Annotated in this window: 18 protein-coding genes; 10 read left to right on the top strand and 8 right to left on the bottom strand. The window is 66.9% G+C overall.

Translation table 11 applies throughout. The features are described from left to right. Window positions 1-140: 140 nt before the first annotated feature. The 3 genes from K7G19_RS07980 to K7G19_RS07990 all read right to left on the bottom strand — a co-directional run bounded on the left by K7G19_RS07980 (window position 141) and on the right by K7G19_RS07990 (window position 3,031). The gene (locus K7G19_RS07980) at window positions 141-1,127 is read right to left on the bottom strand and encodes a tripartite tricarboxylate transporter substrate binding protein (RefSeq protein ID WP_149316429.1); all 987 of its coding nucleotides are present in this window, start codon (window positions 1,125-1,127) and stop codon (window positions 141-143) included. A 132-nt stretch (window positions 1,128-1,259) separates the two neighbouring features. After that, on the bottom strand, window positions 1,260-2,075 hold the full coding sequence (locus K7G19_RS07985; protein ID WP_226106743.1) for an SDR family oxidoreductase: 816 nt from the start codon (window positions 2,073-2,075) through the stop codon (window positions 1,260-1,262). Window positions 2,076-2,152: 77 nt separating this feature from the next. Next, entirely contained in the window at window positions 2,153-3,031 is an 879-nt protein-coding gene (locus K7G19_RS07990) for an IclR family transcriptional regulator (RefSeq protein ID WP_149316431.1), read from the bottom strand. 503 nt (window positions 3,032-3,534) lie between these two features. On the opposite strand from K7G19_RS07990, the gene K7G19_RS07995 reads away from it, so the two are divergent. The 5 genes from K7G19_RS07995 to K7G19_RS08015 all read left to right on the top strand — a co-directional run bounded on the left by K7G19_RS07995 (window position 3,535) and on the right by K7G19_RS08015 (window position 8,263). Next, complete coding sequence (locus K7G19_RS07995; protein WP_149316432.1) at window positions 3,535-4,398, top strand: branched-chain amino acid ABC transporter permease; 864 nt, start codon at window positions 3,535-3,537, stop codon at window positions 4,396-4,398. A gap of 42 nt (window positions 4,399-4,440) precedes the next feature. Next, window positions 4,441-5,493: a branched-chain amino acid ABC transporter permease gene (locus K7G19_RS08000; RefSeq protein ID WP_149316433.1), complete on the top strand. Its 1,053-nt coding sequence runs from the start codon at window positions 4,441-4,443 to the stop codon at window positions 5,491-5,493. Next, window positions 5,486-6,250, top strand: coding sequence for an ABC transporter ATP-binding protein (locus K7G19_RS08005; RefSeq protein ID WP_149316434.1), 765 nt, complete (start codon window positions 5,486-5,488; stop codon window positions 6,248-6,250). The genes K7G19_RS08000 and K7G19_RS08005 overlap by 8 nt, the downstream gene beginning before the upstream one ends. After that, window positions 6,237-6,944: an ABC transporter ATP-binding protein gene (locus K7G19_RS08010; RefSeq protein ID WP_149316435.1), complete on the top strand. Its 708-nt coding sequence runs from the start codon at window positions 6,237-6,239 to the stop codon at window positions 6,942-6,944. Before K7G19_RS08005 ends, K7G19_RS08010 begins: the two co-directional genes overlap by 14 nt. Window positions 6,945-7,084: 140 nt before the next feature. Continuing rightward, window positions 7,085-8,263 (top strand): ABC transporter substrate-binding protein, encoded by a 1,179-nt coding sequence (locus tag K7G19_RS08015; protein ID WP_149316436.1) that lies wholly within the window; start codon window positions 7,085-7,087, stop codon window positions 8,261-8,263. Window positions 8,264-8,445: 182 nt separating this feature from the next. Here the strand turns inward: K7G19_RS08015 and K7G19_RS08020 are convergent, their stop codons facing one another. Then, complete coding sequence (locus K7G19_RS08020) at window positions 8,446-9,810, bottom strand: bifunctional diguanylate cyclase/phosphodiesterase (RefSeq protein ID WP_149316437.1); 1,365 nt, start codon at window positions 9,808-9,810, stop codon at window positions 8,446-8,448. Between the two features lie 427 nt (window positions 9,811-10,237). Here K7G19_RS08020 and K7G19_RS08025 point away from each other — a divergent pair, with 427 nt between their 5' ends. Then, window positions 10,238-11,032, top strand: a complete 795-nt coding sequence (locus tag K7G19_RS08025) for a DUF4397 domain-containing protein (RefSeq protein ID WP_149316438.1) — start codon at window positions 10,238-10,240, stop codon at window positions 11,030-11,032. A 50-nt stretch (window positions 11,033-11,082) separates the two neighbouring features. Here the strand turns inward: K7G19_RS08025 and K7G19_RS08030 are convergent, their stop codons facing one another. From K7G19_RS08030 to K7G19_RS08040, 3 genes are all read right to left on the bottom strand, one after another. Then, window positions 11,083-11,379 (bottom strand): helix-turn-helix transcriptional regulator, encoded by a 297-nt coding sequence (locus K7G19_RS08030; protein ID WP_023264200.1) that lies wholly within the window; start codon window positions 11,377-11,379, stop codon window positions 11,083-11,085. An 82-nt stretch (window positions 11,380-11,461) separates the two neighbouring features. After that, window positions 11,462-12,964 carry a tripartite tricarboxylate transporter permease gene (locus K7G19_RS08035; protein WP_149316439.1) on the bottom strand — a complete coding sequence of 501 codons (1,503 nt, stop codon included), beginning with the start codon at window positions 12,962-12,964 and terminating at the stop codon, window positions 11,462-11,464. An 11-nt stretch (window positions 12,965-12,975) separates the two neighbouring features. Beyond that, complete coding sequence (locus tag K7G19_RS08040; protein WP_149316548.1) at window positions 12,976-13,437, bottom strand: tripartite tricarboxylate transporter TctB family protein; 462 nt, start codon at window positions 13,435-13,437, stop codon at window positions 12,976-12,978. Between the two features lie 394 nt (window positions 13,438-13,831). On the opposite strand from K7G19_RS08040, the gene K7G19_RS08045 reads away from it, so the two are divergent. Together K7G19_RS08045 and K7G19_RS08050 are read left to right on the top strand one after the other, a co-directional pair. After that, entirely contained in the window at window positions 13,832-15,259 is a 1,428-nt protein-coding gene (locus K7G19_RS08045; protein WP_226106745.1) for an NAD-dependent succinate-semialdehyde dehydrogenase, read from the top strand. 247 nt (window positions 15,260-15,506) lie between these two features. Next, complete coding sequence (locus K7G19_RS08050; RefSeq protein ID WP_226106747.1) at window positions 15,507-16,088, top strand: BON domain-containing protein; 582 nt, start codon at window positions 15,507-15,509, stop codon at window positions 16,086-16,088. A 47-nt stretch (window positions 16,089-16,135) separates the two neighbouring features. Here the strand turns inward: K7G19_RS08050 and K7G19_RS08055 are convergent, their stop codons facing one another. Continuing rightward, window positions 16,136-17,098 carry a LysR family transcriptional regulator gene (locus K7G19_RS08055; RefSeq protein ID WP_226106749.1) on the bottom strand — a complete coding sequence of 321 codons (963 nt, stop codon included), beginning with the start codon at window positions 17,096-17,098 and terminating at the stop codon, window positions 16,136-16,138. Between the two features lie 122 nt (window positions 17,099-17,220). On the opposite strand from K7G19_RS08055, the gene K7G19_RS08060 reads away from it, so the two are divergent. Then, window positions 17,221-18,207, top strand: coding sequence for a tripartite tricarboxylate transporter substrate binding protein (locus K7G19_RS08060; RefSeq protein ID WP_226106750.1), 987 nt, complete (start codon window positions 17,221-17,223; stop codon window positions 18,205-18,207). 102 nt (window positions 18,208-18,309) lie between these two features. Beyond that, window positions 18,310-19,950 carry a gamma-glutamyltransferase gene (gene ggt, locus K7G19_RS08065; RefSeq protein WP_226106751.1) on the top strand — a complete coding sequence of 547 codons (1,641 nt, stop codon included), beginning with the start codon at window positions 18,310-18,312 and terminating at the stop codon, window positions 19,948-19,950. Window positions 19,951-19,965 lie beyond the last annotated feature (15 nt).

Consider the following 19,965-nt stretch of genomic DNA (forward strand, 5'->3'; position numbering starts at 1 on the left):
GGGAGGAAAAGGCGGTGGTTTTGCGGGCGCTATTGGCAATAGCGGGCGCTGTTGCCCCCTCCCCCGACCCCTCTCCCGCCGGCGGAAGAGGGGAGAACCGCGTCGCATGACGTAACGCTCGGTGTTGCCGATACCGCCGATTACTGCGGCGTCGTCCCCGAGTCCTTCACCACCTTCGCCCACTTCGCGATCTCGGCCTTCTGGAACGAGGCCAGCGCGTCGGGCGTGCCGAGCACCGGATCGAGGCCGAGGGTCTTCAGCTTGGCCTGCACGTCCGGCAGCGTGAAGATCCGGTTCAGCTCGGTATTGAGCTTGGCCACCACGTCCTTCGGCGTGGTCGCCGGCGCGAAGATCGCGAACCACGAGTCGGCCTGGAAGCCGCTCAACCCCTGCTCGGCCAGCGTCGGAATATCCGGGGCGGAGGCCGAGCGCTTCAGGCTGGTCACGCCCAGCGCGCGCAGCTTGCCTTCCTTGATTACCGGCAGCGCCGACGGCAGGTTGTCGAACATCATCGTGATATGGCCGCCCAGCAGGTCGGGGATCGCCATCGCGCGGCCCTTGTAGGGCACGTGCGTGATCTTGACCCCGGCCACCGTATTGAACAGCTCGCCGGCCACGTGGGGCGAGGTGCCGATGCCGGGCGTGCCGAAGGTCAGCGCGCCGGGCTTGGACTTGGCCAGCGCGATCAACTCGGCGGTGGTCTTGGCCGGCACGCCCGGATGGACCACCAGCACATTGGGCGTCGTCGCCAGCAGGATCACCGGCGTGAAGTCCTTGACCATGTCGTACGGCAGCTTGCTGTAGACCGCGCCATTGATCGAATGGGTGCCGACCGTGCCGAGCGCCAGCGTGTAGCCGTCGCCCGGCGCGCGTGCCACCGCTTCCGCGCCGATATTGCCGCCCGCGCCGGGCTTGTTGTCGACTACCACGGGCTGGCCCCACGACGGCGAGATCTTCTCGGACACGATGCGCGCCAGCGTGTCCGGCGCGCCGCCGGTCGGGAAGCCGACCACGATACGAATCGGCCGGCCCGGATAGGTTTCGGCCTGCACCGCCGGCGCGGCGAACGCGGTGGCGAGCACCGTGGCAAGCGCGGACAGCGCGCCGGTGAATGGGGAAATCCGCATGATCTTTGTCTCCTTTGTGTTGGACGCTTGTTCGGTCTCTGTCGTCTCGATTGCGGCCAATCGGGGCCAATCGTTTCAATCGGCCCGTCGCCGCCATGGGTCAATCCATCTCGAACATCGGCGTGCCGGCGGTCATTGCTTGCCGATGCCGCCGAACTCGCTCATCACCTTCTCCTGCAGCCGCCGCATGCCCTTGAGCCAGCGGTCGTAGTCCTGCCCCTTGCGGCGGTAGTACTCGAGCACCTCGGGATGCGGCAGGATCAGGAAGCGTTCGTCGCGGATGCCTTCCAGCGTCACCGCGGCCACGTGCTCGGCCGTGACCGAGCCCTCCTGCAGGAAACCCTTGCGCTCGCCGTTCTCGCCGAACAGCATCTTCGTCTGCACGCCCTGCGGGCAGATGCAGCTGACCTTGATGCCGCGATCGCCGTAGGTGATCTCCAGCCATTCGGCGAAGCCGATCGCCGCGTGCTTGGTCACCGCATACGGCGCCGAGCCGATCTGCGACAGCAGGCCCGCCGCCGACACCGTATTGACGAAATAGCCGTCGCCGCGCTCGAGCATCTGCGGCAGCACGGCATTGGCGGCGTGGATGTGGGCCATCACGTTGATTTCCCAGATGCGCTGCCATTCGTCGGCGGTGGCATCGAGGCCCTTGCGCAGGATGATGCCGGCGTTCGAGCAGAACACGTCGACCTGGCCGAAGCGGCGCGTGGCCTCGTCGGCCAGCGCCTGCACCGCGGCCGCATCGGCGACATCGGTGCGGCAGCCGAAGGTCTGGCACGACGGCGCCAGCTCGGCCGCCTCCGCGGCGACCTGCTGCGCGCCGCGCTCGTCCAGATCGGCGACCGCGATGCCACGCGCGCCCGCCTTGGCGAACGCCAGTACCAGTGCCCGCCCGATGCCGGTGGCGCCGCCCGTGACGACGACGGTCTTGTTGCTGATCTCCATGCCTGTCTCCTTGTGCTGATGATTGTGGTGGTCGAGATGTCGTGGGTATTGGTGATGGTCCCGATGGCCAGGTCCGCTCAGCCGTGGACGCGCCACAGCCTGCCCTGCAGCGCCTCGGCAAGCTGACGCACGCGCGGGCCGAGATTCGCCTCGAGGATTTCCGGCGTCAGCCGCGAGGCCGCGCCGCCGATATTGATCGACAGCACTTCGGTGCCGCCTTCGAGCACCACCGGCGCGGCGGCCCCGCTGACGGTGCGGTCCCATTCGGCATGCGCGACACAGAAGCCGCGCCGCCCGTAGTCGCGCAAGGACCGTTCGAGCTTGCTCCGAATCGTCGGCCAGCGCGTCTGATAGTGGCGCTCCAGATCGCCCAGCACGCTGGCGCGCCGCGCCGCGGGCAAACCCGCGAGCCAGGCGCGGCCGATCGCCGAGGTCGCGATCGGCAGGCGCGAGCCCGGCGTCAGCCGCATCACCAGCGCGCCGCGCGGTTGGCAGACTTCGAGATAGACCATCTCGTGGCGGTCGGGCGTGGCAAGGGCAACGGTGCAGCCGGTGGCGAAGGCCAGCGACTGCATCAGCGGCTGCGCGACCTCGCGAATGCCGGAGGTCGCGAGATACCGGTGACCCAGCACCATCGCGCCCTGGCCCAGGCGGTATTTCTCCAGCGACTCGACATAGACCAGGTATCCGAGCCGCGTCAGCGTATAGGTCAGCCGCGACACCGTCGGCCGCGGAATGCCGGTACGGCGCGACAGCTCCGCATTGCCGAGATAGTCGTCCTGCGGCCCGAACGCGCGCAGCAGATCGAGACCGCGCGCGAGCGCCGTGACGAAGCTGCGATCCTCGGCCTCCGCGGGATTTCCGGGACCCGCCTCGTCGGCATCGCGCAATGCGCTCGCCGGCACCGTCGAGGGCGGCTCGGCGACAACGGGAATCACGGTGGCGGTGCGCTTCATGATCGGCGGTCCAGGCGGAAATCGGGGCGGAATCGAGGCGGAAATCGAGCGGAAAGCCGGGCGCGACAGCGGCGGCAGCGGCCGAAAAGCAGGGAAAACCCGCCCGCATTTGACCGCGCTGCGACAGCGAAAAACCCCTGCGCGGCCGGGCCGGAAACCGCTATTTCGCTGTGCGAAAGACTATTCCGTATTCCTTGACTGTGCCTCAAGCCCTATGCAACAGTCAACGAAAACGAACGATCGTGCGGAGACGCTGCGACACACCTCGCAGCGGTCAGTCACGACACGAATAACCGGTATGAAAGCTGGGCATCTTGCGGCCCGGATCGACCGTTTCAGGAGACCGCCATGCAACCCTTTCCGATGCGCGCCAAGCCGCGCAGTTGACCCCCACATTGGTTGACCGGCAGGCCGCGTCTTTTTTCGCGGCGCTGTCCTGCCACGCGCATCGGTTCGCCGAAGCGCGCCCCCGTTTGCGATTTCGATCTGCATGAGGTGAGTCGGTGTCAATGTTCTTCCAACAGTTTCTGAACGGGCTGACGCTCGGCGGGGTCTACAGCCTCGTCGCGCTCGGCCTGACGCTGGTCTACGGCATCCTGCACGTACCCAACTTCGCGCACGGCGCCTTCTACATGGCCGGCGCCTACGTCTCGTATTACATGATGACGTCGCTGGGCGTGAACTACTGGCTGGCGATGGTCGCCGCGGCGCTGGCCGTGGCGCTGCTGTCGATGCTGGCCGAGCGGCTGGTCTTCCATCCGCTGCGCAACGCGCCCGAGCTGCACGACATGATCGCGGCGATCGGCATCCTGCTGTTCCTGGAAGCGGGCGCACAGGCGCTGTGGGGCGCCGACTTCCATCGCATGCCGACGCCCTACGGCCAGCTGGTCGAGGTGTTCGGCCTGACCGCGCCGCTGCAGCGGCTGCTGATCATCGCCGCCGCCTTCACGCTGATGGTGGTGCTGCATCTGTTCCTGACCCGCACCGTGACCGGCTCGACCATCGTCGCGATGGCGCAGAACCGCGAAGGCGCGGCGCTGGTCGGCATCGACGCGACGCGCGTCACGCTGCTGGTGTTCGCGATCTCCGGCGCGCTGGCCGCAATCGCCGCCACGCTGTATGCGCCGATCAACCTGGTCTATCCGGCGATGGGGCACCTGGTCATCACCAAGGCCTTCGTGATCATCATCCTCGGCGGCATGGGCAGCATCCCCGGCGCGATCCTGGGCGGCCTGATCATCGGCATGGCGGAGAGCTTCGGCGGCTTCTACGTGTCGACCGACTACAAGGACATCATCGCCTTCGTGCTGCTGGTGATCATCCTGTCGATCCGGCCGCAGGGCCTGTTCGCCGGCAAGGCCGCGTGACGGCCGCCGCATCGAAGCGCACAAGGTAGGAGAACTCTCGACATGAACGCATTGCAAGGCAAGACCGGCTGGGCGTTGCTGCTGGCGCTGGCCATCGCGTTTCCGCTGCTGACGACCAACAGCTATTACCTGACGGTGATGACGCTGGCCTTCATCTACGCGATCGCGACGCTGGGCCTGAACCTGATCACCGGCTACACCGGCCAGCTCAATCTCGCGCACGGCGGCTTCATGGCCATCGGCGCCTATACGCTGGGCATCCTGACCGTCGATCACCAGATGCCGTTCTGGGCCGCCTTCGTGCTGTCCGGCGTGGTCTGCATGATCGTCGGCTATGTGGTTGGCGTGGTATCGCTGCGGCTCAAGGGCCATTACTTCTCGATCTTCACGCTGTGCATCGGCTACATCATCTACCTGCTGATCGAGAAGTGGGAAAGCCTGACGCACGGCACGGTCGGCCTGATCGGCATTCCGGTACCGGCCGCGATCGGCCCGGTAACCTTCGACAGCGTGCAGGCGCAGTACTACCTGGTGCTGTTCTTCCTGGTGATCGGCGCCTTCCTGATGCACCGGATCGTCAGCTCGCTGCTGGGCCGCAGCTTCATGGCGGTGCGCAACAGCGACGCGCTGGCCGAGGCGCTGGGCATCGACCTGATGCGCACCAAGGTGCTGTCCTTCGTGCTGTCGGTGGCCTATGCGGGCTTCGCCGGCGCGCTGTATGCGGGCCACGTGCGCTTCCTCGGTCCGGACATCGCGCGAACCGACCTGACCTTCGACATGGTGATGGCGATGCTGGTCGGCGGCATCGGCACGCTGCTCGGGCCGCTGCTGGGCGCGCTGCTGGTGCCCTGGGTCACGCAGACGCTGCAGTTCCTGCAGGACTACCGCATGCTGGTGTTCGGCCCGGTGCTGATCCTGCTGATCATCTTCCTGCCCGACGGCATCGTCGGGACCTACCTGAAGCGCCAGGCGCGCCGTGCCGCCGCCGCGCGCCGCGGCCAGCGCCAGCCGGCACGCCGCGCCGCCGGAGATGACGCAGCCGACGGCAAGGCCGCTGCGCCCGCCCCCGCTTCCGCCGGAGCCGACCATGCTTGAGATCCGCAACCTGACCAAGAAATTCGGCGGGCTGACCGCGGTCAACGATGTCTCGGTGACCTTCGAGGCCGGCCATATCAACGCCATCATCGGCCCCAACGGCGCCGGCAAGACGACCTTCTTCAACCTGGTGGCCGGCACCCATGCGCCAAGCTCCGGCGAGGTGCTGTTCAAGGGCACCAACGTGGCCGGCATGCGGGCCGACCGCATCGCCCGCCTGGGCATCGCCCGCACCTTCCAGGCCACCGCGCTGTTCGATCGCGCCACCGTGCTCGACAACCTGATCGTCGGCCATCGGCTGCGCACCCATGCGGGCCTGCGCGACGTGCTGTTCAACACCAGGCGGCTGCGCGAGGAAGAGCGGCTGTGCCGCGACAAGGCCGAGGAGGCGCTGGACTTCGTCGGGCTGTCGCATCTCGCGCATGAAGTGGCATCCGACATCACGCAGGAGGAGCGCAAGCGCGTCGCCTTTGCGCTGGCGCTGGCCACCGGGCCCGAGCTGCTGCTGCTCGACGAGCCGGCCGGCGGCGTCAACCCCGAGGAGACCGTGGGCCTGGCCGAACTGATCCGCAAGATGGTCCGGCACGGCAAGACGGTCTGCCTGATCGAACACAAGATGGACATGATCATGCGGCTCGCCGACAAGATCATGGTGCTGAACTATGGCGAGAAGATCGCCGAGGGCACGCCGGCGGAAATCCAGCGCAATCCGCAGGTCATCGAAGCCTATCTGGGAGCCGACCATGTTGCAGCTTGAACGCGTATCGCTTTCCTACGGCAGCTTCCGCGCACTCGACAACATCACGCTGCACGCCAAGGCGGGTGAACTGGTCGTGCTGCTCGGCGCGAACGGCGCCGGCAAGAGCTCGATCTTCCTGGCGATGAGCGGCATCCACCGGACCAGCGGCGGCAGCATGCGCTTCGACGGCCGCGAGCTGTCCGGCATGAAGCCGTCGCAGATCGTGCAGGCGGGGCTGGTGCACTGCCCCGAGGGCCGCAAGCTGTTCCCGGCGATGAGCGTGCAGAAGAACCTGACGCTGGGCGCCTACGTGCATCGCCGCGACAGCGCCGGCATCAGGCGCTCGCTGGAAGAGGTCTACGAGCTCTTTCCGATCCTGCAGCAGAAGAAGGACGACCCGGCGGGCTCGCTGTCGGGCGGCCAGCAGCAGATGGTCGCACTCGGCCGCGCCCTGATGGGCCGGCCGCGCGCGCTGCTGCTCGACGAACCGTCGCTGGGGCTGGCGCCGCTGGTGGTCAAGCAGATGTTCGAGGTGATCCAGCGCATCAACCGCGCCGGCACCACCGTGCTGCTGGCCGAACAGAACGCCTATGCGGCGCTGGGCATTGCCCATCGCGGCTACGTGATCGAGGGCGGGCGCATCGTGATGGAGGGCGATCGCGATTCGCTGCTCAATGACGAAGGCGTGCGGCGGGCCTATATCGGCGGGTGACGCCGTCAGGACGAAGGACAGAAGCCGCCGGCCCCCCGCGAAAGCGGGTACCCAGACACTGAATCGAAGCGGATCGAGATTCAACCAAGACCATCCGGGCCACGACCCGATGGCACTTTCATCGTTTAAGGAGACGGAAGATGCAGAACGCCACCAAACCCCGCCGCAAGCTGTTGCCGCTGGCCGCCACCGCGCTGGCCGCCCTGCTGGCCTCCGGCGCGGCCTTCGCGCAGGAAGTGGTCAAGCTGGGCTATACCGGCCCGCTGTCCGGCGGCGCCGCGCTGTACGGCAAGAACGTGCTGTCGGGCATCCAGATGGCGGTCGACGAACTGAACGCCAGCGGCGTCGAGGTCGGCGGCAAGAAGGTCAAGTTCGAAGTGGTCGCGCTCGACGACAAGTACGCGCCGGCCGAATCGGCGATCAACGCGCGCCGCCTGGTGCAGCAGCACAAGACGCCGGCCGTGTTCGTGCCGCACTCGGGCGGCATCTTCGCGCTGCAGGCCTTCAACGAGCAAGAGAAGTTCATGGTGATGGCGTACTCGAGCGTGCCGCGCATCACCGACGCCGGCAACAAGCTGACCATCCGGATCCCGCCGGCGTACACCGGCTATATCGAGCCCTTCGTCAAGGCGCAGATGAAGCGCTTCGGCAAGAACGTCGCGCTGGTGCCGGCCGACCACGACTACGCCAAGGCGTGGGTGCAGGCCTTCGTGCCGGCCTGGGAGAAGGCGGGCGGCAAGGTGGTCGGCAACAACCCGATGTCCTATACCAAGGCGACCGACTTCTACAGCGGCGTGTCGCGCGTGATCGCCGACAAGCCGGACGTGCTGTTCGTCGGCGGCCCGTCGGAGCCGACCGCGCTGGTCGTCAAGCAGGCGCGCGAACTCGGCTTCAAGGGCGGCTTCATCGTGATGGACCAGGCCAAGCTCGACGAGATGGCGCGCGTGACCAACGGCCTGGGCATGCTGGAGGGCTCGATCGGCGTGCTGCCGCTCAACAGCGACAGCCGCCCGGCGGCGCAGGCCTTCAACGCCAAGTACAAGAAGCTGCATGACGGCAAGGACGCCACCACCGAGATGTCGCTGAACTACACGATGGTGCATGCGCTGGCCCATGCGATGAAGCTGGCCGGTACCACCAGCGACGCCACGGCGATCCGCGCCAAGATGCCCGACGCGATGAAGACGCTGCCGAAGGAACTCAACCCGAACGAGGTCGACGGCATCGACGCCAAGGGCGGTTCGATGGCCGATACCGTGGTCGGCTGGGTGCAGGGCGGCAAGATCAGCCAGGTGCGGCTGTCGGAGCTGGCGAAGTAAGGAAGCGATCCGCGCAGGCGGAAAAAGGAAAGGGCCCGCGATGGGGCCCTTCCCTGCGATCCCCGCTGCGGCGGGGATCGTCGTTTTTTACGGTCCGGAATCGGGATGACTCGGCACGTTCATGCCGCCGGCCATTCGGTCGGCCAGCCATTCGGTCCGCCGGCCGTTCGGTCCTCGCGCTTTCAGTCCTTGGCCAGCCGCTGCTGCTCGTACAGCCGGTCGGTCAGCTGGTCGGCCGGCATCGGCTTGCCATACAGATAGCCCTGGACCTCGTGGCAGCCGTTGGCCAGCAGGAAATCGCGCTGCTCCACCGTCTCGACGCCTTCGGCAATCACGCCGATGCGCAGGCTCGAGCCGACATTGATCACCGAGCGGACGATGGCCGCATCGACCGGGTCCTGGGTCACGTTGCGGATAAAGGACTGGTCGATCTTGATGCGGTCGACCGGGAAGGTCTTCAGGAAGCTCAGCGACGCATAGCCGGTGCCAAAGTCGTCGCAGGTCAGCGTCACGCCGTCGCGGCGCAGCGTCTGCAGCTGGCCGGACACCTCGTCGCCCTGCTGCAGGGCGATGGTCTCGGTAATTTCCAGTTCGAGCCGGTTCGGCTCCAGCGCGAGTTCGCGCAGCACGTGGCGGACTTCGGTCAGCAGGCGGCTTTCCGCCAGTTGCGCGGCGAACAGGTTGATCGCCACGCGCGGCGCCTGCTCGAACTGCAGCGACCAGGCACGCGCCTGCGCGCAGGCGGTCTGCAGCAGCCACATGCCCACGTCGACGGCGACGCTGCTGGCGGCCAGCGCATCGATAAACGCGGCCGGGGCCAGCAGGCCCTGGGTCGGATGCCGCCAGCGCATCAGCGCCTCGGCCCCGACGATGCGGCCGTCGCGCAGGTCGACCTGCGGCTGGTACAGCAGCTCGAATTGCCGCTGCGCATAGGCTTCGCGCAGTGCCTGCACCAGCGACAGCCGGCTGGTGACATCGGCGCGCATCTGCGCCTTGAAGAAACGGATGGTGCGGCCGCCGTCGCGCTTGGCCCGTGCCAGCGCCAGGCTGGCCGAGGCCAGCGCATCGGACGCGTTGTCGCCGCCGGCCGGCATCACGCAGGCGCCCAGGCTCGCCAGCACATAGTGGCGGTGGCCATTGCAGTCGTACGGCTCGGACAGCAGCGACAGGATCGCCGCGCTGACGTGGCGCACCAGGGTGGGATCGTAGATCGAGGGCAGCAGCACCGCGAACTCGTCGCCGCCGGTGCGGCCGATCACGGCATCGCGCGGCGAGGCGTCGCGCAGCCGGCGGGCCATCTGCTGGAGGATGCGGTCGCCTTCGCCATGACCGTGCATGTCATTGAAGGCGCGGAAGTCGTCGATGCCGAGAAGGATCAATGCGCAGCGCGGCACGGCCTCGTTCTGCAGGCGTGCTTCGAGCTTGCTCAAGAAGAATGGGCGGCTTGCTACCCCGGTCAACGGATCGGTGTCCGCCGCCGGAACCGCGCCAGCCGCCATCGCCTCCGACCTGGCCACTTTCCCCGCCCCGTTTGTGATTGTTGACATCGTGCTCGGTCAGCTATCCCGGCAAGTGTGACGAAAAATTGGAAAAAATCAAGCGGGGTGAAGGATGAGGGGCCTCACGAGTGAAAACAATGGCAAACGGCGATAGACAAACCCGCTTTTTACGCGCACTCCCATTCCGCTGTGCAGAACGGCGCCGCCAGGCCTTGCAGGGCTTGGGCTCGCCGGAGTGATTCAATCGGCTGTCGGATTCCTCCGACAGCCATATCGGAGCGCGCAGCGTTTCGGCCCATCGTGACCACCACTATCGTTCCATCACGGCACGCGGCCGGACCCCGACCACACCAAGGCCTGTTGCGATGCGTTGGCCATGCCATGCCAACGCAGTCGGCAACCCTTGCCATCCCGTGGCATTACGCGGTCGGCCCCGTAACTTCTTCGCTTTCATTTCACCTGCAAGGGGAAATCCATGAAGCTGTTCTCGAAATCCGGGATTGCACTGGGACTGATGGTGGCGGCCAGCGCCATGCTCGCGGCATGCGGCGGCGGCGATGATGGCATCGACGACCGTCTCGGCCTGAACGAACCGCAGACACGCGTGATCCACGCCGTGCCTCCGATCCCGACCACGCTCAATCTCGACGTCTACCAGAACGGCGCCAAGACGTCCCTGCAGAACATTCCGTACAAGTTCGTCGCCCGCTATTCGGACGTCGACGACGGCAACCACCTGTTCACCTTCAACGCCGCGGGCACGCAGACCGAAGTGGGCCGCGCCCAGGTCGATGCGGCCACCGGCCACAAGTACACCATCGTGGCGCTGCCCGGCGACGACCGCGCCGACACGCTGGTGATCGACGATCCGTACGAGAAGGGACTGCTGTCGACCAAGGCGCGGGTGCGCGCGGTCAACGCCGCGTTCAACGCGCAGAACGTCGATATCTACGTGACGGCCCCGTCGGTGGACATCAATACGGTCAGCCCGACCTTCGCCAACGTGGGCTACAAGTCGGCAGTGCCGGCCTCGGGCCAGGACTCCAACGAGTTCGACGGCGGCAACAACTACCAGATCCGCGTCACCACGGCCGGCACCAAGCAGGTGATCTTCAGCTCGGGCGCGATCACCATCGACAACAACGCGGACTGGCTGATCATGCCGATCCCGGTCGATGGCATCGCGTCGGCCGTGCCGAACAACATCAAGGTGCTGGTGGCCAAGGCCAACGACGACTCGCAGACGGCGATCGAGCTGGTCAGCCAGTAAAGCGGTTCGGCAAGAAAGTCCGATCGCTCAAACGACAATCGGCGGCGGCCTCAACGGTCGCCGCCGATTTCGTTTTGCAGCACATCGAGATGGGACAGGTAGGCATCCAGCTCTTCGCGCCCACTGTCGGTGATCGAGTAGACCCGGCCGTTGCCTTCGACCAGTTCCGCGGTGATCGCCCGTGCGATCAGCAGGCTGCGCAGGATTGGGCGCAGCGAGCGGATGTTCTTCTCGATGCCATGTTCGCGCAGCCGCTCGACGAGAGCGAGCACCGTGGCCGGGCTGGACTGCACGAACTTCAGGATATAGAGCCGGGAAACGAGACTATCGATGGTTGGTCTTTTCATGCAACGATAGACATGCGCAAAACGACCGGGCCGGTCGGCGCGCCCGGAATGGCTCCGGGGCGCCGGCCGGCCCGGTTTTTCTCTACTCCTCCTGGAAGGCGATTTCGCGCTTGGCCTTGATCGAGGGCAGCGCCACCACCGCCACCAGCGCCGCGGCGGCAATCAGCAGGCCCATCGACAGCGGACGCGTGACGAACACCGAGAACTCACCACGCGAGAGCAGCAGCGTGCGGCGGAAGTTCTCTTCCATCATCGGCCCGAGCACGAAGCCGAGCAGCAGCGGCGCCGGTTCGCACTTGAGCTTCAGGAACAGATAGCCCACCACGCCGAAGCCCGCGGCCATGAAGACGTCGAAGGTCTGGTTGTTGACCGAGTAGACGCCGATGCCGCAGAACACCAGGATCGCCGGGTACAGGAAGCGATACGGCACGGTCAGCAGCTTGACCCAGATGCCGATCAGCGGCAGGTTCAGGATGATCAGCATCAGGTTGCCGATCCACATCGAGGCGATCAGGCCCCAGAACAGCTGCGGGTTGCTGGTCATGACCTGCGGACCCGGCTGGATGTTGTGGATCGTCATCGCGCCGACCATCAGCGCCATCACCGCGTTGGGCGGAATGCCCAGCGTCAGCAGCGGAATGAACGAGGTCTGCGCCGCCGCGTTGTTCGCGGATTCGGGACCGGCCACGCCTTCGATCGCGCCCTTGCCGAACTCGTGCGAGTACTTCGACGACTTCTTCTCCAGCGTGTAGGCCGCGAACGAAGCCAGCGACGCGCCGCCGCCCGGCAGGATACCGAGCGCCGAGCCCAGCGCGGTACCGCGCAGCACCGCCGGGATCATGCGCCTGAAGTCTTCCTTCGTCGGGAACAGGTTGGTCACGCGATCGGTGAAGGTCTCGCGGTTTTCCTTCTGCTCCAGGTTCGCGATGATCTCGGCGAAGCCGAACATGCCCATGGCCAGCGCGACGAAGTCGATGCCGTCCGTCAGTTCCGGGATGTCGAACGAGAAGCGCGCGGCGCCCGAGTTCACGTCGGTACCGACCAGGCCCAGCAGCAGGCCCAGCACAATCATCGAGATCGCCTTGACCAGCGAGCCAGAGGCCAGCACCACGGCACCGATCAGGCCCAGCACCATCAGCGAGAAGTACTCGGCGGGGCCGAACTTGAAGGCCAGTTCCGACAGCGGACCGGCGAAGGCCGCCAGGATCAGCGTGGCCACACAGCCGGCGAAGAACGATCCGATACCGGCGGTGGCCAGCGCCACGCCGGCACGGCCGCGCCGCGCCATCTGGTAGCCGTCGATGGTGGTCACCACCGACGACGATTCGCCGGGCAGGTTGACCAGGATTGCCGTGGTCGAGCCACCGTACTGCGCACCGTAGTAGATGCCGGCCAGCATGATCAGCGCGGCCACCGGCGGCAGCGTGTAGGTGATCGGCAGCAGCATCGCGATGGTCGCGAGGGGGCCGAGGCCCGGCAGCACGCCGATCAGCGTGCCGAGCAGGCAGCCGAGGAAGGCGTAGGCCAGGTTCTGGAACGACAGCGCGGTCGAAAACCCGAGCGTCAAATGTTCAAGCAATTCCATCTGCGCGCTCCTTAGCCCGTGATGAACGCCGGCCACACCGGCATCTGCAGGTTGATGCCGTAGACGAAGGCACCGAGGCTGATCAGGACCAGCACCACGCTGTTGAGCAGCGCGCCCTTCCAGCTGAATTCATGACTGGCCATCGACGACACGACCACCAGCACGAATACCGACAGCACCATGCCGAGCGGCTTGAGCAACAGGCCGAACAGCACCACCGAACCCAGGATCCACAGCAGGATCTTGATGTCCCAGCGTTCCATCCGGTCTTCCTCGCCCTTGCTCGACAGCGAGCCGAGCAACACCAGCGCGCCGAGCGCGGCCAGTACCAGGCCGAGCAGGAAGGGGAAATATCCGGGACCCATCTTCGCGGCCGTCCCCATCGAATAGCCGCGAGCGACAAAGGAAAAGCCTAGGCCGACCAGCACGAACATCAGGCCGGAGGCGAAGTCCTTTTGGCTGCGTATGCGCAACATGATTCTCCTCGTTAAATGCAAAGCCGCACGGCACGAGCGCTGTGCCGAAAGCGGATGCAACGTTAGAGAAGCGTGCTTTCAGCGCCCTTTCAGTTGTCTGGTTTCAGGGTTAACCACAGCAAGGAATCTGCGTTTGCATCATGACGTGATGCATTTTGAAAGGGACGTGAAAGCGAGATGTAGGCTCGTTGAAAGGAATCGCGATCGAAGACGCGCAGCGGTCGTGTCGGCCGCGGCATGAATCGTCGCGAGAGTCGCTGCGTGGGTCGCCGCACGCCGCGATGGCCGACGCGGTAAGCTAACGGGTTCGGAACCCCGGGCGCCCGCGTGGCACACGCCCCGGTTCCCGACAGCGGACCCAGGACTCACGACACAGGACACAGGAGAAGCCATGTACCAGGACCTCGCCCTTTATATCGATGGGGAGTTCGTCAAAGGCGGCGGGCGCCGCGAGCAGGACGTGATCAATCCCGCCACGCAGGAGGTGCTCGGCAAACTGCCGCACGCCAGCACCGCGGATCTGGACCGCGCCCTGGCCGCCGCGCAGCGCGCCTTCGACAGCTGGAAGAAGACCTCGCCGCTGGAGCGCGCGAAGATCCTGCGCCGCGTCGGCGAGCTGACCCGCGAGCGCGCCAGGGACATCGGCCGCAATATCACGCTGGACCAGGGCAAGCCGCTGGCCGAGGCAGTCGCCGAAGTGATGATCTGCGCCGAGCACGCCGACTGGCACGCCGAGGAATGCCGCCGCATCTATGGCCGCGTGATTCCGCCGCGCAATCCGAACGTGCGGCAGATCGTCGTGCGCGAGCCGATCGGCGTCTGCGCGGCCTTCACGCCGTGGAACTTCCCCTTCAACCAGGCGATCCGCAAGATCGTGTCGGCGCTCGGCGCGGGCTGCACGCTGATCCTGAAGGGCCCGGAGGATTCGCCGAGCGCGGTGGTCGCGCTGGCCCAGCTGTTCCACGATGCCGGCCTGCCGCCGGGCGTGCTGAACATCGTCTGGGGCGTGCCGAGCGAGGTCTCGACCTATCTGATCGAATCGCCGATCGTGCGCAAGATCTCGTTCACCGGCTCGGTGCCGGTCGGCAAGCAGCTGGCCGCGCTGGCCGGCGCACACATGAAGCGCGTGACGATGGAACTTGGCGGGCATTCGCCGGTGCTGGTGTTCGACGACGCCGATATCGAGCCGGCCGCCGAGATGCTGGCCCGCTTCAAGATCCGCAACGCCGGCCAGGTCTGCGTGTCGCCGACCCGCTTCTACGTCCAGGAGAAAGCCTACGATCGCTTCCTGGCCCGCTTCACCGAGGTGATGGGCTCGATCAAGGTCGGGGACGGTCTGGAGGACGGCACGCAGATGGGGCCGCTCGCGCATGAGCGCCGCATCGCGTCGATGGAGCAGTTTCTCGACGACGCCAGCCATCGCGGCGGCAAGGTCGTCGCCGGCGGCGCGCGCATCGGCAGCAAGGGCTATTTCTTCGCGCCCACGGTGGTCACCGACCTGCCGGACGACGCGAAGCTGATGGTCGACGAACCGTTCGGCCCGGTGGCGCCGGTGACGCGCTTCAAGGACGCCGAGGAAGCGCTGCGGCGCGCGAACAGCCTGCCCTACGGCCTGGCCTCGTATGTCTTCACCAACTCGCTGAAGACCGCGACGCTGGTCTCGAACGGTCTCGAGGCCGGGATGGTCAACATCAACCATTTCGGCATGGCGCTGGCCGAAACGCCCTTCGGCGGCATCAAGGACTCCGGCATCGGCAGCGAAGGCGGCATGGAGACCTTCGACGGCTATCTGGTGACCAAATTCATCACGCAGGTGTGATGCGCCGGCCGACGTGATGGTTGATTGACGCTCTGCGGCAAATCCGGGCCTTCCCACACGGGAAGGCCTTTTTACATCGCCCTAGGACGTCGATCGGGCGTCCAGGCGCGTTTTATTTACAAGCCATCCCGGCAAAGATTGCACCGCGCGTGCCCGCACCATGCCGCGCGACCGCGCCCGCACCGCGCGGCGGCGGTACGGATTTTGCGGCCATTGCCCATTACGTCCCTGATCGAAGGAGACCGAAATGAACGGCAATAGAAACACCGGCAATAGAGACACCGGCAACCGGGACACCAGCGGTACGCGCCAGATGTGGCCCCGGGAAACCGGCGAGGACCGCCGCGGACGCGGCACCGTGACCGGCGGCATGGAGTGGTTCCCCGAGGACCCACGCACCGGCGAGGTCGCGGAGACCTGGCGCCATCGCGGCTATGGCGGCTCGCGCGGCATGCGTGACGCCTACCACTATCGGCGCGGCGACACCGGGGCGATGGGCTCCGGCGGCGGCAGCGTCGGCTTCAACGAATTCGGCGAACGCGGCGCGAGCGGCGGCGCGGGAATGCGCGGCAGTACGGCCCCACGGCGCGCCCGCACCCTGCCCAAGGGCTATCGCCGCACCGACGAGCGCATCTGCGACGAGGTCTGCGAGCGCCTGGCCGAGGCGCGCGACCTCGACGTGTCCGAGGTCACCGTGGAGGTCGGCTCGGGCATCGTCACGCTGAGCGGTACCGTATCGGACCGCCGCGCCAAGTACCGCGTCGAGGATATCGCCGAGGAAGTGATGGGCGTGGACGAGGTCAGGAACAATATCCGCGTGCCGCGCTGACGGCGTAAGCCTTGCCGCCGTGCCGCGAGGGAGCGAGGGGCGGTGCGTTACCGCGCGGCCGCCCCCGGCTCGGCGGCACGGATCCGGCCCGCCTCGTCCCGCAACGCCTGCATGAAGGCGTGCAACACCTCGTCGTCGCCGCCCTTGCGCCATACCGCCCCGACCGGACCGAACGATTCCCGGTCGCCCAGCGGCAGGATATGCAGCAGCCCCAGCGCGGCCAGGTGCTCGGCCATCGCGGCCGAACAGACGCCGATATAGTCGGTTTCCCGCAGCACCGCCTGCATCGTGACGATGGAACCTGTCTCGACCGCCGGCCGCAGGCCGGCGGCGCCGTGCTCGAGCAGCACGGTATCGAGCCGCGTGCGCATCAGCGTCTCGCGCTGCGGCATCGCCCACGGATACGAGAACAGCTGCCCCCAGCGCAGCCGTTTTGCCTGTGCCAGCGGATGGTGCGGGCCCACCACCACCGCCATCGCATCTTCGAACAGCACCTCGTGCGCCAGATGCGGACCATAGGCGCGCGCATCGATCGAGCCGACCACCAGATCGAATTCGCGTCTCTCCAGGCGCTCGAGCAGCGTATTGAACGCGCCTTCCGTGACCTGGATCGAGACATTGGGCTGGACCCGCTGGAATGCGACGATGGCCCAGGGAATCAGGTGCGCGACGCCGGCCAGCACGCTGCCCACATGCAGGCGCGCGACCGCGCCCTTGGCAATGGCGCCGAGTTCGTCGTGGGCGCGCGATACCTCGCCGAGCACGCGCACGGCCAGCCGGCGCACCGCCTCGCCGGCCGGCGTCAGCTGCAGGCGCCGGCCGCGGATCGCCAGCCTGACGCCGGCCAGTTCCTCCATTTCGCTGAGCCAGTGCGACACCGCGGACTGCGTCATATGCAGCCGCGTCGCGGCGGCCGACAGCGTGCCCGCATCGTGAAGAATCAGGAAGGACTCGAGGTGCCGCACCCGCAGTCGGCGCGCCCAGGCGATGCTGTGGTCGGATGGATCCATGAGCGAATACTAATAGATGGTTCGAAACAATTCACTAGGTGAGTTTGCGGTTGGGGCCAATAATTTCCCGGCATCCAGGCACCAGACCTGGAATTCGACGGACCTGGACACTGCCACCACCTATGAGAAAAACTTCCCTTTTCCACTTCGCTGTTCCCCTTGCGCTCGCCTTCGGCGTGGCCGCACCGAGCTACGGCTGCGGTGAGCCTGGCGCGTCGTCGCGCCCGATCCGGATGGTCGTCTCGCAGCAGGCCGGTGGCAGCACGGACACCCTGGCCCGCATGTGGGCCGAGCGCGTCGGCAAGACGCTGCAAACGCCGATCGTGGTCGAGAACCGGGCCGGCGCGGGCGGCATCATCGCGGCCAAGTACGTGCTGAGCCAGCCGGCCGACGGCTGCACGCTGTTCCTGGCGGGCGTCTCGCAGATGGTGCTGAACAAGTTCGTCTACGCGCCGCTGGCCTACAAGCCCGAATCCGATTTCGCGCCGGTGTCGATGCTGGCCACCGTGCCCTTCGTGCTGGTCGCCAATCCGCAATCCGGCCTGCGCAACTATCGCGAGCTGGTCGACGCCGCCAGGGCCAAGCCCGGCAGCATCAGCTTCGCCTCGTCCGGCAACGGCAATTCGACCCATCTGGTGGTCGAGCTGATGCAGAAGCAGCAGGGCATCCGCCTGCTGCACGTACCGTATCGCGGCGAGCCGGATGGCGTGGTGTCGACTGTCTCCGGCGCGACGCAGGTCATGGCGCCGGTGCTGAGCACCGCGCTGCCGCAGATCAAGGCCGGCAAGCTGGTGCCGCTGATGCTGTTCGCCTCGAAGCGCGTGCCCGAGCTGCCCGACGTGCCGACCGCCGCCGAACTGGGCCTGAAGGGCTTCGAGAACATCGGCTGGAGCGGCATCGCGGCGAAGGCCGGCACGCCGGCCAACGTCATCGCGCGCCTGCATGCCGCCACGCAGACCTTCCTGGCCGAGCCGGCCGTGGTCGACAAGCTCAAGTCGATGCAGGTGCTGCCGATGCCGGGCCCGTCCGACCAGCTGATGGAACTGACCGTGCGCGATACCGCCAAGTGGCAGGGCGCGATCGGCGATCTGGACCTGAGCGCGAAGTAAGTCCAGGGTCCTGCCCATCCAGTCATCACCACGATCCCGCGCCGGCATGCGCCATCGGCATCGCCGGTGGCGCTCCCCGGCGCCAACCTATCGAGACAAGCAATGACCCGTAGTGGAATGGTGTCCTGCCCGCAGCCGGAAGCGGCCGAGTCCGGCATCGAGATCCTGCGCGCGGGCGGCAATGCGGCCGATGCCGCGGTCGCCTGCGCCCTTGCGCAAACCGTGGTCGATCCGCTGATGTGCGGCATCGCGGGCTTCGGCACCGCCGCGGTCTATATGTCCGGCAGCGTGCCTGGCAGCGGCGCGCACGAATACATCGACTTCCATGCCACCGCGCCGGCCGCCGCGCGCCCCGACATGTGGGCCGACCTGCTGCAAGGCGAAGCCCGCGACGGCTTCGGTTTCTTCATCAAGGACCGCCTCAACGACATCGGCTATCAGTCGATCGCCACGCCGGGCACGTTGCGCGGCCTGGAGGCGCTGCATCGCAGCCACGGCCGGCTGCCGTGGAAAGAGGTGGTGCAGCCGGCGATCCAGTGGGCGCGCGACGGCTACTTCGTCCGGCCCGGCATGTATGCGTTCTGGATCGACGAGGCGACGCTGGGCCGCGCCAGCAACCGCGAACGCCTGGCCTTCAGCGAGAGCGGGCGGCAACTGTATTGCCGCCCCGACGGTTCGCCGCATACGATCGGCACCCCGCTGAAGAACCGCGACTATGCCGACACGCTGGAGCGGATCGCATCCGGCGGCGTCGACGCGTTCTATCTGGGCGAGATCGCCGATCAGATCGTTGCCGACATGCGCGAACACGGCGCGCTGCTGTCGCGCGAGGACCTCGCCGGCTACCAGGCCGTGCGCACCGCGCCGCTGGTCGGCGGCTACCGCGACCGCCGCGTCACCACCAACCGGCCGCCCGGCGGCGGCGCGATGCTGCTGCAGATGCTGGCGATCCTCGAGCAGTTCGATCTGCGCGCAATGCGGCACAACAGCCCCGACTATATCCGCGTGGTCTGCGAGGCGATGAAGCAGGCCACCTGCGACAAGGACCGCTTCATCGGCGATCCCGCCTTCGTCGACGTGCCGCTGGACCGGCTGCTGTCGCCCGATTACGCCCGCGAGGTCGCGCAGCGCATCCGCGATGGGCAGCGCGCCGAAGTGCCGCGCGTCAATCCGGGCCACGCGGTGCCGCGCGACACCACGCATCTGTCGGTGGTGGATGGCGAAGGCAATTGCGTCGCGTTGACGCACTCGCTCGCGATGCCGTCTGGCGTGATCACGCCGGGCCTGGGCTTCATGTACAACGGCTGCATGGGCGTGTTCGATCCGCGGCCGGGACGCGCCGGCAGCATCGCGCCGGGCAAGCGCCGTTTCACCTCGTCGTGCCCGACCATCGTCTTCAAGGACGACCGGCCCGAGATCGTGCTCGGCGCGCCGGGCGGCACGCAGATCGCGATGGGCGTGCTGCAGAGCATCGTCAATGTGGTCGACTTCGACATGCCGATGCAGGCCGCCGTGTCCGCGCCGCGCTTCTCGTCGACCAGCAACGCGATCGACGTCTGCAATCGCATCCCGCGCTATATCACCCGCGAGTTGGAGCAGGACGGCTATCAGGTGATCCGCAACCCGTACAACTACACGATCGGCTGGGTGCACGCGGTGCGGATCGTGGACGGACGGCTGGAAGGCGGCGCCGATCCGGGGCGCGACGGCGTCGCGCTCGAAATCGAATTGCCGGCTGTTTAGCGAGCCCGCTTCCAT

This window comes from Cupriavidus sp. DB3 (assembly GCF_020418465.1).
GTDB lineage: Bacteria > Pseudomonadota > Gammaproteobacteria > Burkholderiales > Burkholderiaceae > Cupriavidus > Cupriavidus cauae.

Coding starts and splice junctions, on each gene's coding strand:
- K7G19_RS08030 (WP_023264200.1), bottom strand. CDS start 11,379: ATGAAAAGACCAACCATCGATAGTCTCGTTTCCCGGCTCTATATCCTG.
- K7G19_RS08000 (WP_149316433.1), top strand. CDS start 4,441: ATGAACGCATTGCAAGGCAAGACCGGCTGGGCGTTGCTGCTGGCGCTG.
- ggt (WP_226106751.1), top strand. CDS start 18,310: ATGACCCGTAGTGGAATGGTGTCCTGCCCGCAGCCGGAAGCGGCCGAG.
- K7G19_RS08025 (WP_149316438.1), top strand. CDS start 10,238: ATGAAGCTGTTCTCGAAATCCGGGATTGCACTGGGACTGATGGTGGCG.
- K7G19_RS08055 (WP_226106749.1), bottom strand. CDS start 17,098: ATGGATCCATCCGACCACAGCATCGCCTGGGCGCGCCGACTGCGGGTG.
- K7G19_RS07980 (WP_149316429.1), bottom strand. CDS start 1,127: ATGCGGATTTCCCCATTCACCGGCGCGCTGTCCGCGCTTGCCACGGTG.
- K7G19_RS08050 (WP_226106747.1), top strand. CDS start 15,507: ATGAACGGCAATAGAAACACCGGCAATAGAGACACCGGCAACCGGGAC.
- K7G19_RS08035 (WP_149316439.1), bottom strand. CDS start 12,964: ATGGAATTGCTTGAACATTTGACGCTCGGGTTTTCGACCGCGCTGTCG.
- K7G19_RS08010 (WP_149316435.1), top strand. CDS start 6,237: ATGTTGCAGCTTGAACGCGTATCGCTTTCCTACGGCAGCTTCCGCGCA.
- K7G19_RS07990 (WP_149316431.1), bottom strand. CDS start 3,031: ATGAAGCGCACCGCCACCGTGATTCCCGTTGTCGCCGAGCCGCCCTCG.
- K7G19_RS08005 (WP_149316434.1), top strand. CDS start 5,486: ATGCTTGAGATCCGCAACCTGACCAAGAAATTCGGCGGGCTGACCGCG.
- K7G19_RS08015 (WP_149316436.1), top strand. CDS start 7,085: ATGCAGAACGCCACCAAACCCCGCCGCAAGCTGTTGCCGCTGGCCGCC.
- K7G19_RS08020 (WP_149316437.1), bottom strand. CDS start 9,810: ATGTCAACAATCACAAACGGGGCGGGGAAAGTGGCCAGGTCGGAGGCG.
- K7G19_RS08060 (WP_226106750.1), top strand. CDS start 17,221: ATGAGAAAAACTTCCCTTTTCCACTTCGCTGTTCCCCTTGCGCTCGCC.
- K7G19_RS07985 (WP_226106743.1), bottom strand. CDS start 2,075: ATGGAGATCAGCAACAAGACCGTCGTCGTCACGGGCGGCGCCACCGGC.
- K7G19_RS08045 (WP_226106745.1), top strand. CDS start 13,832: ATGTACCAGGACCTCGCCCTTTATATCGATGGGGAGTTCGTCAAAGGC.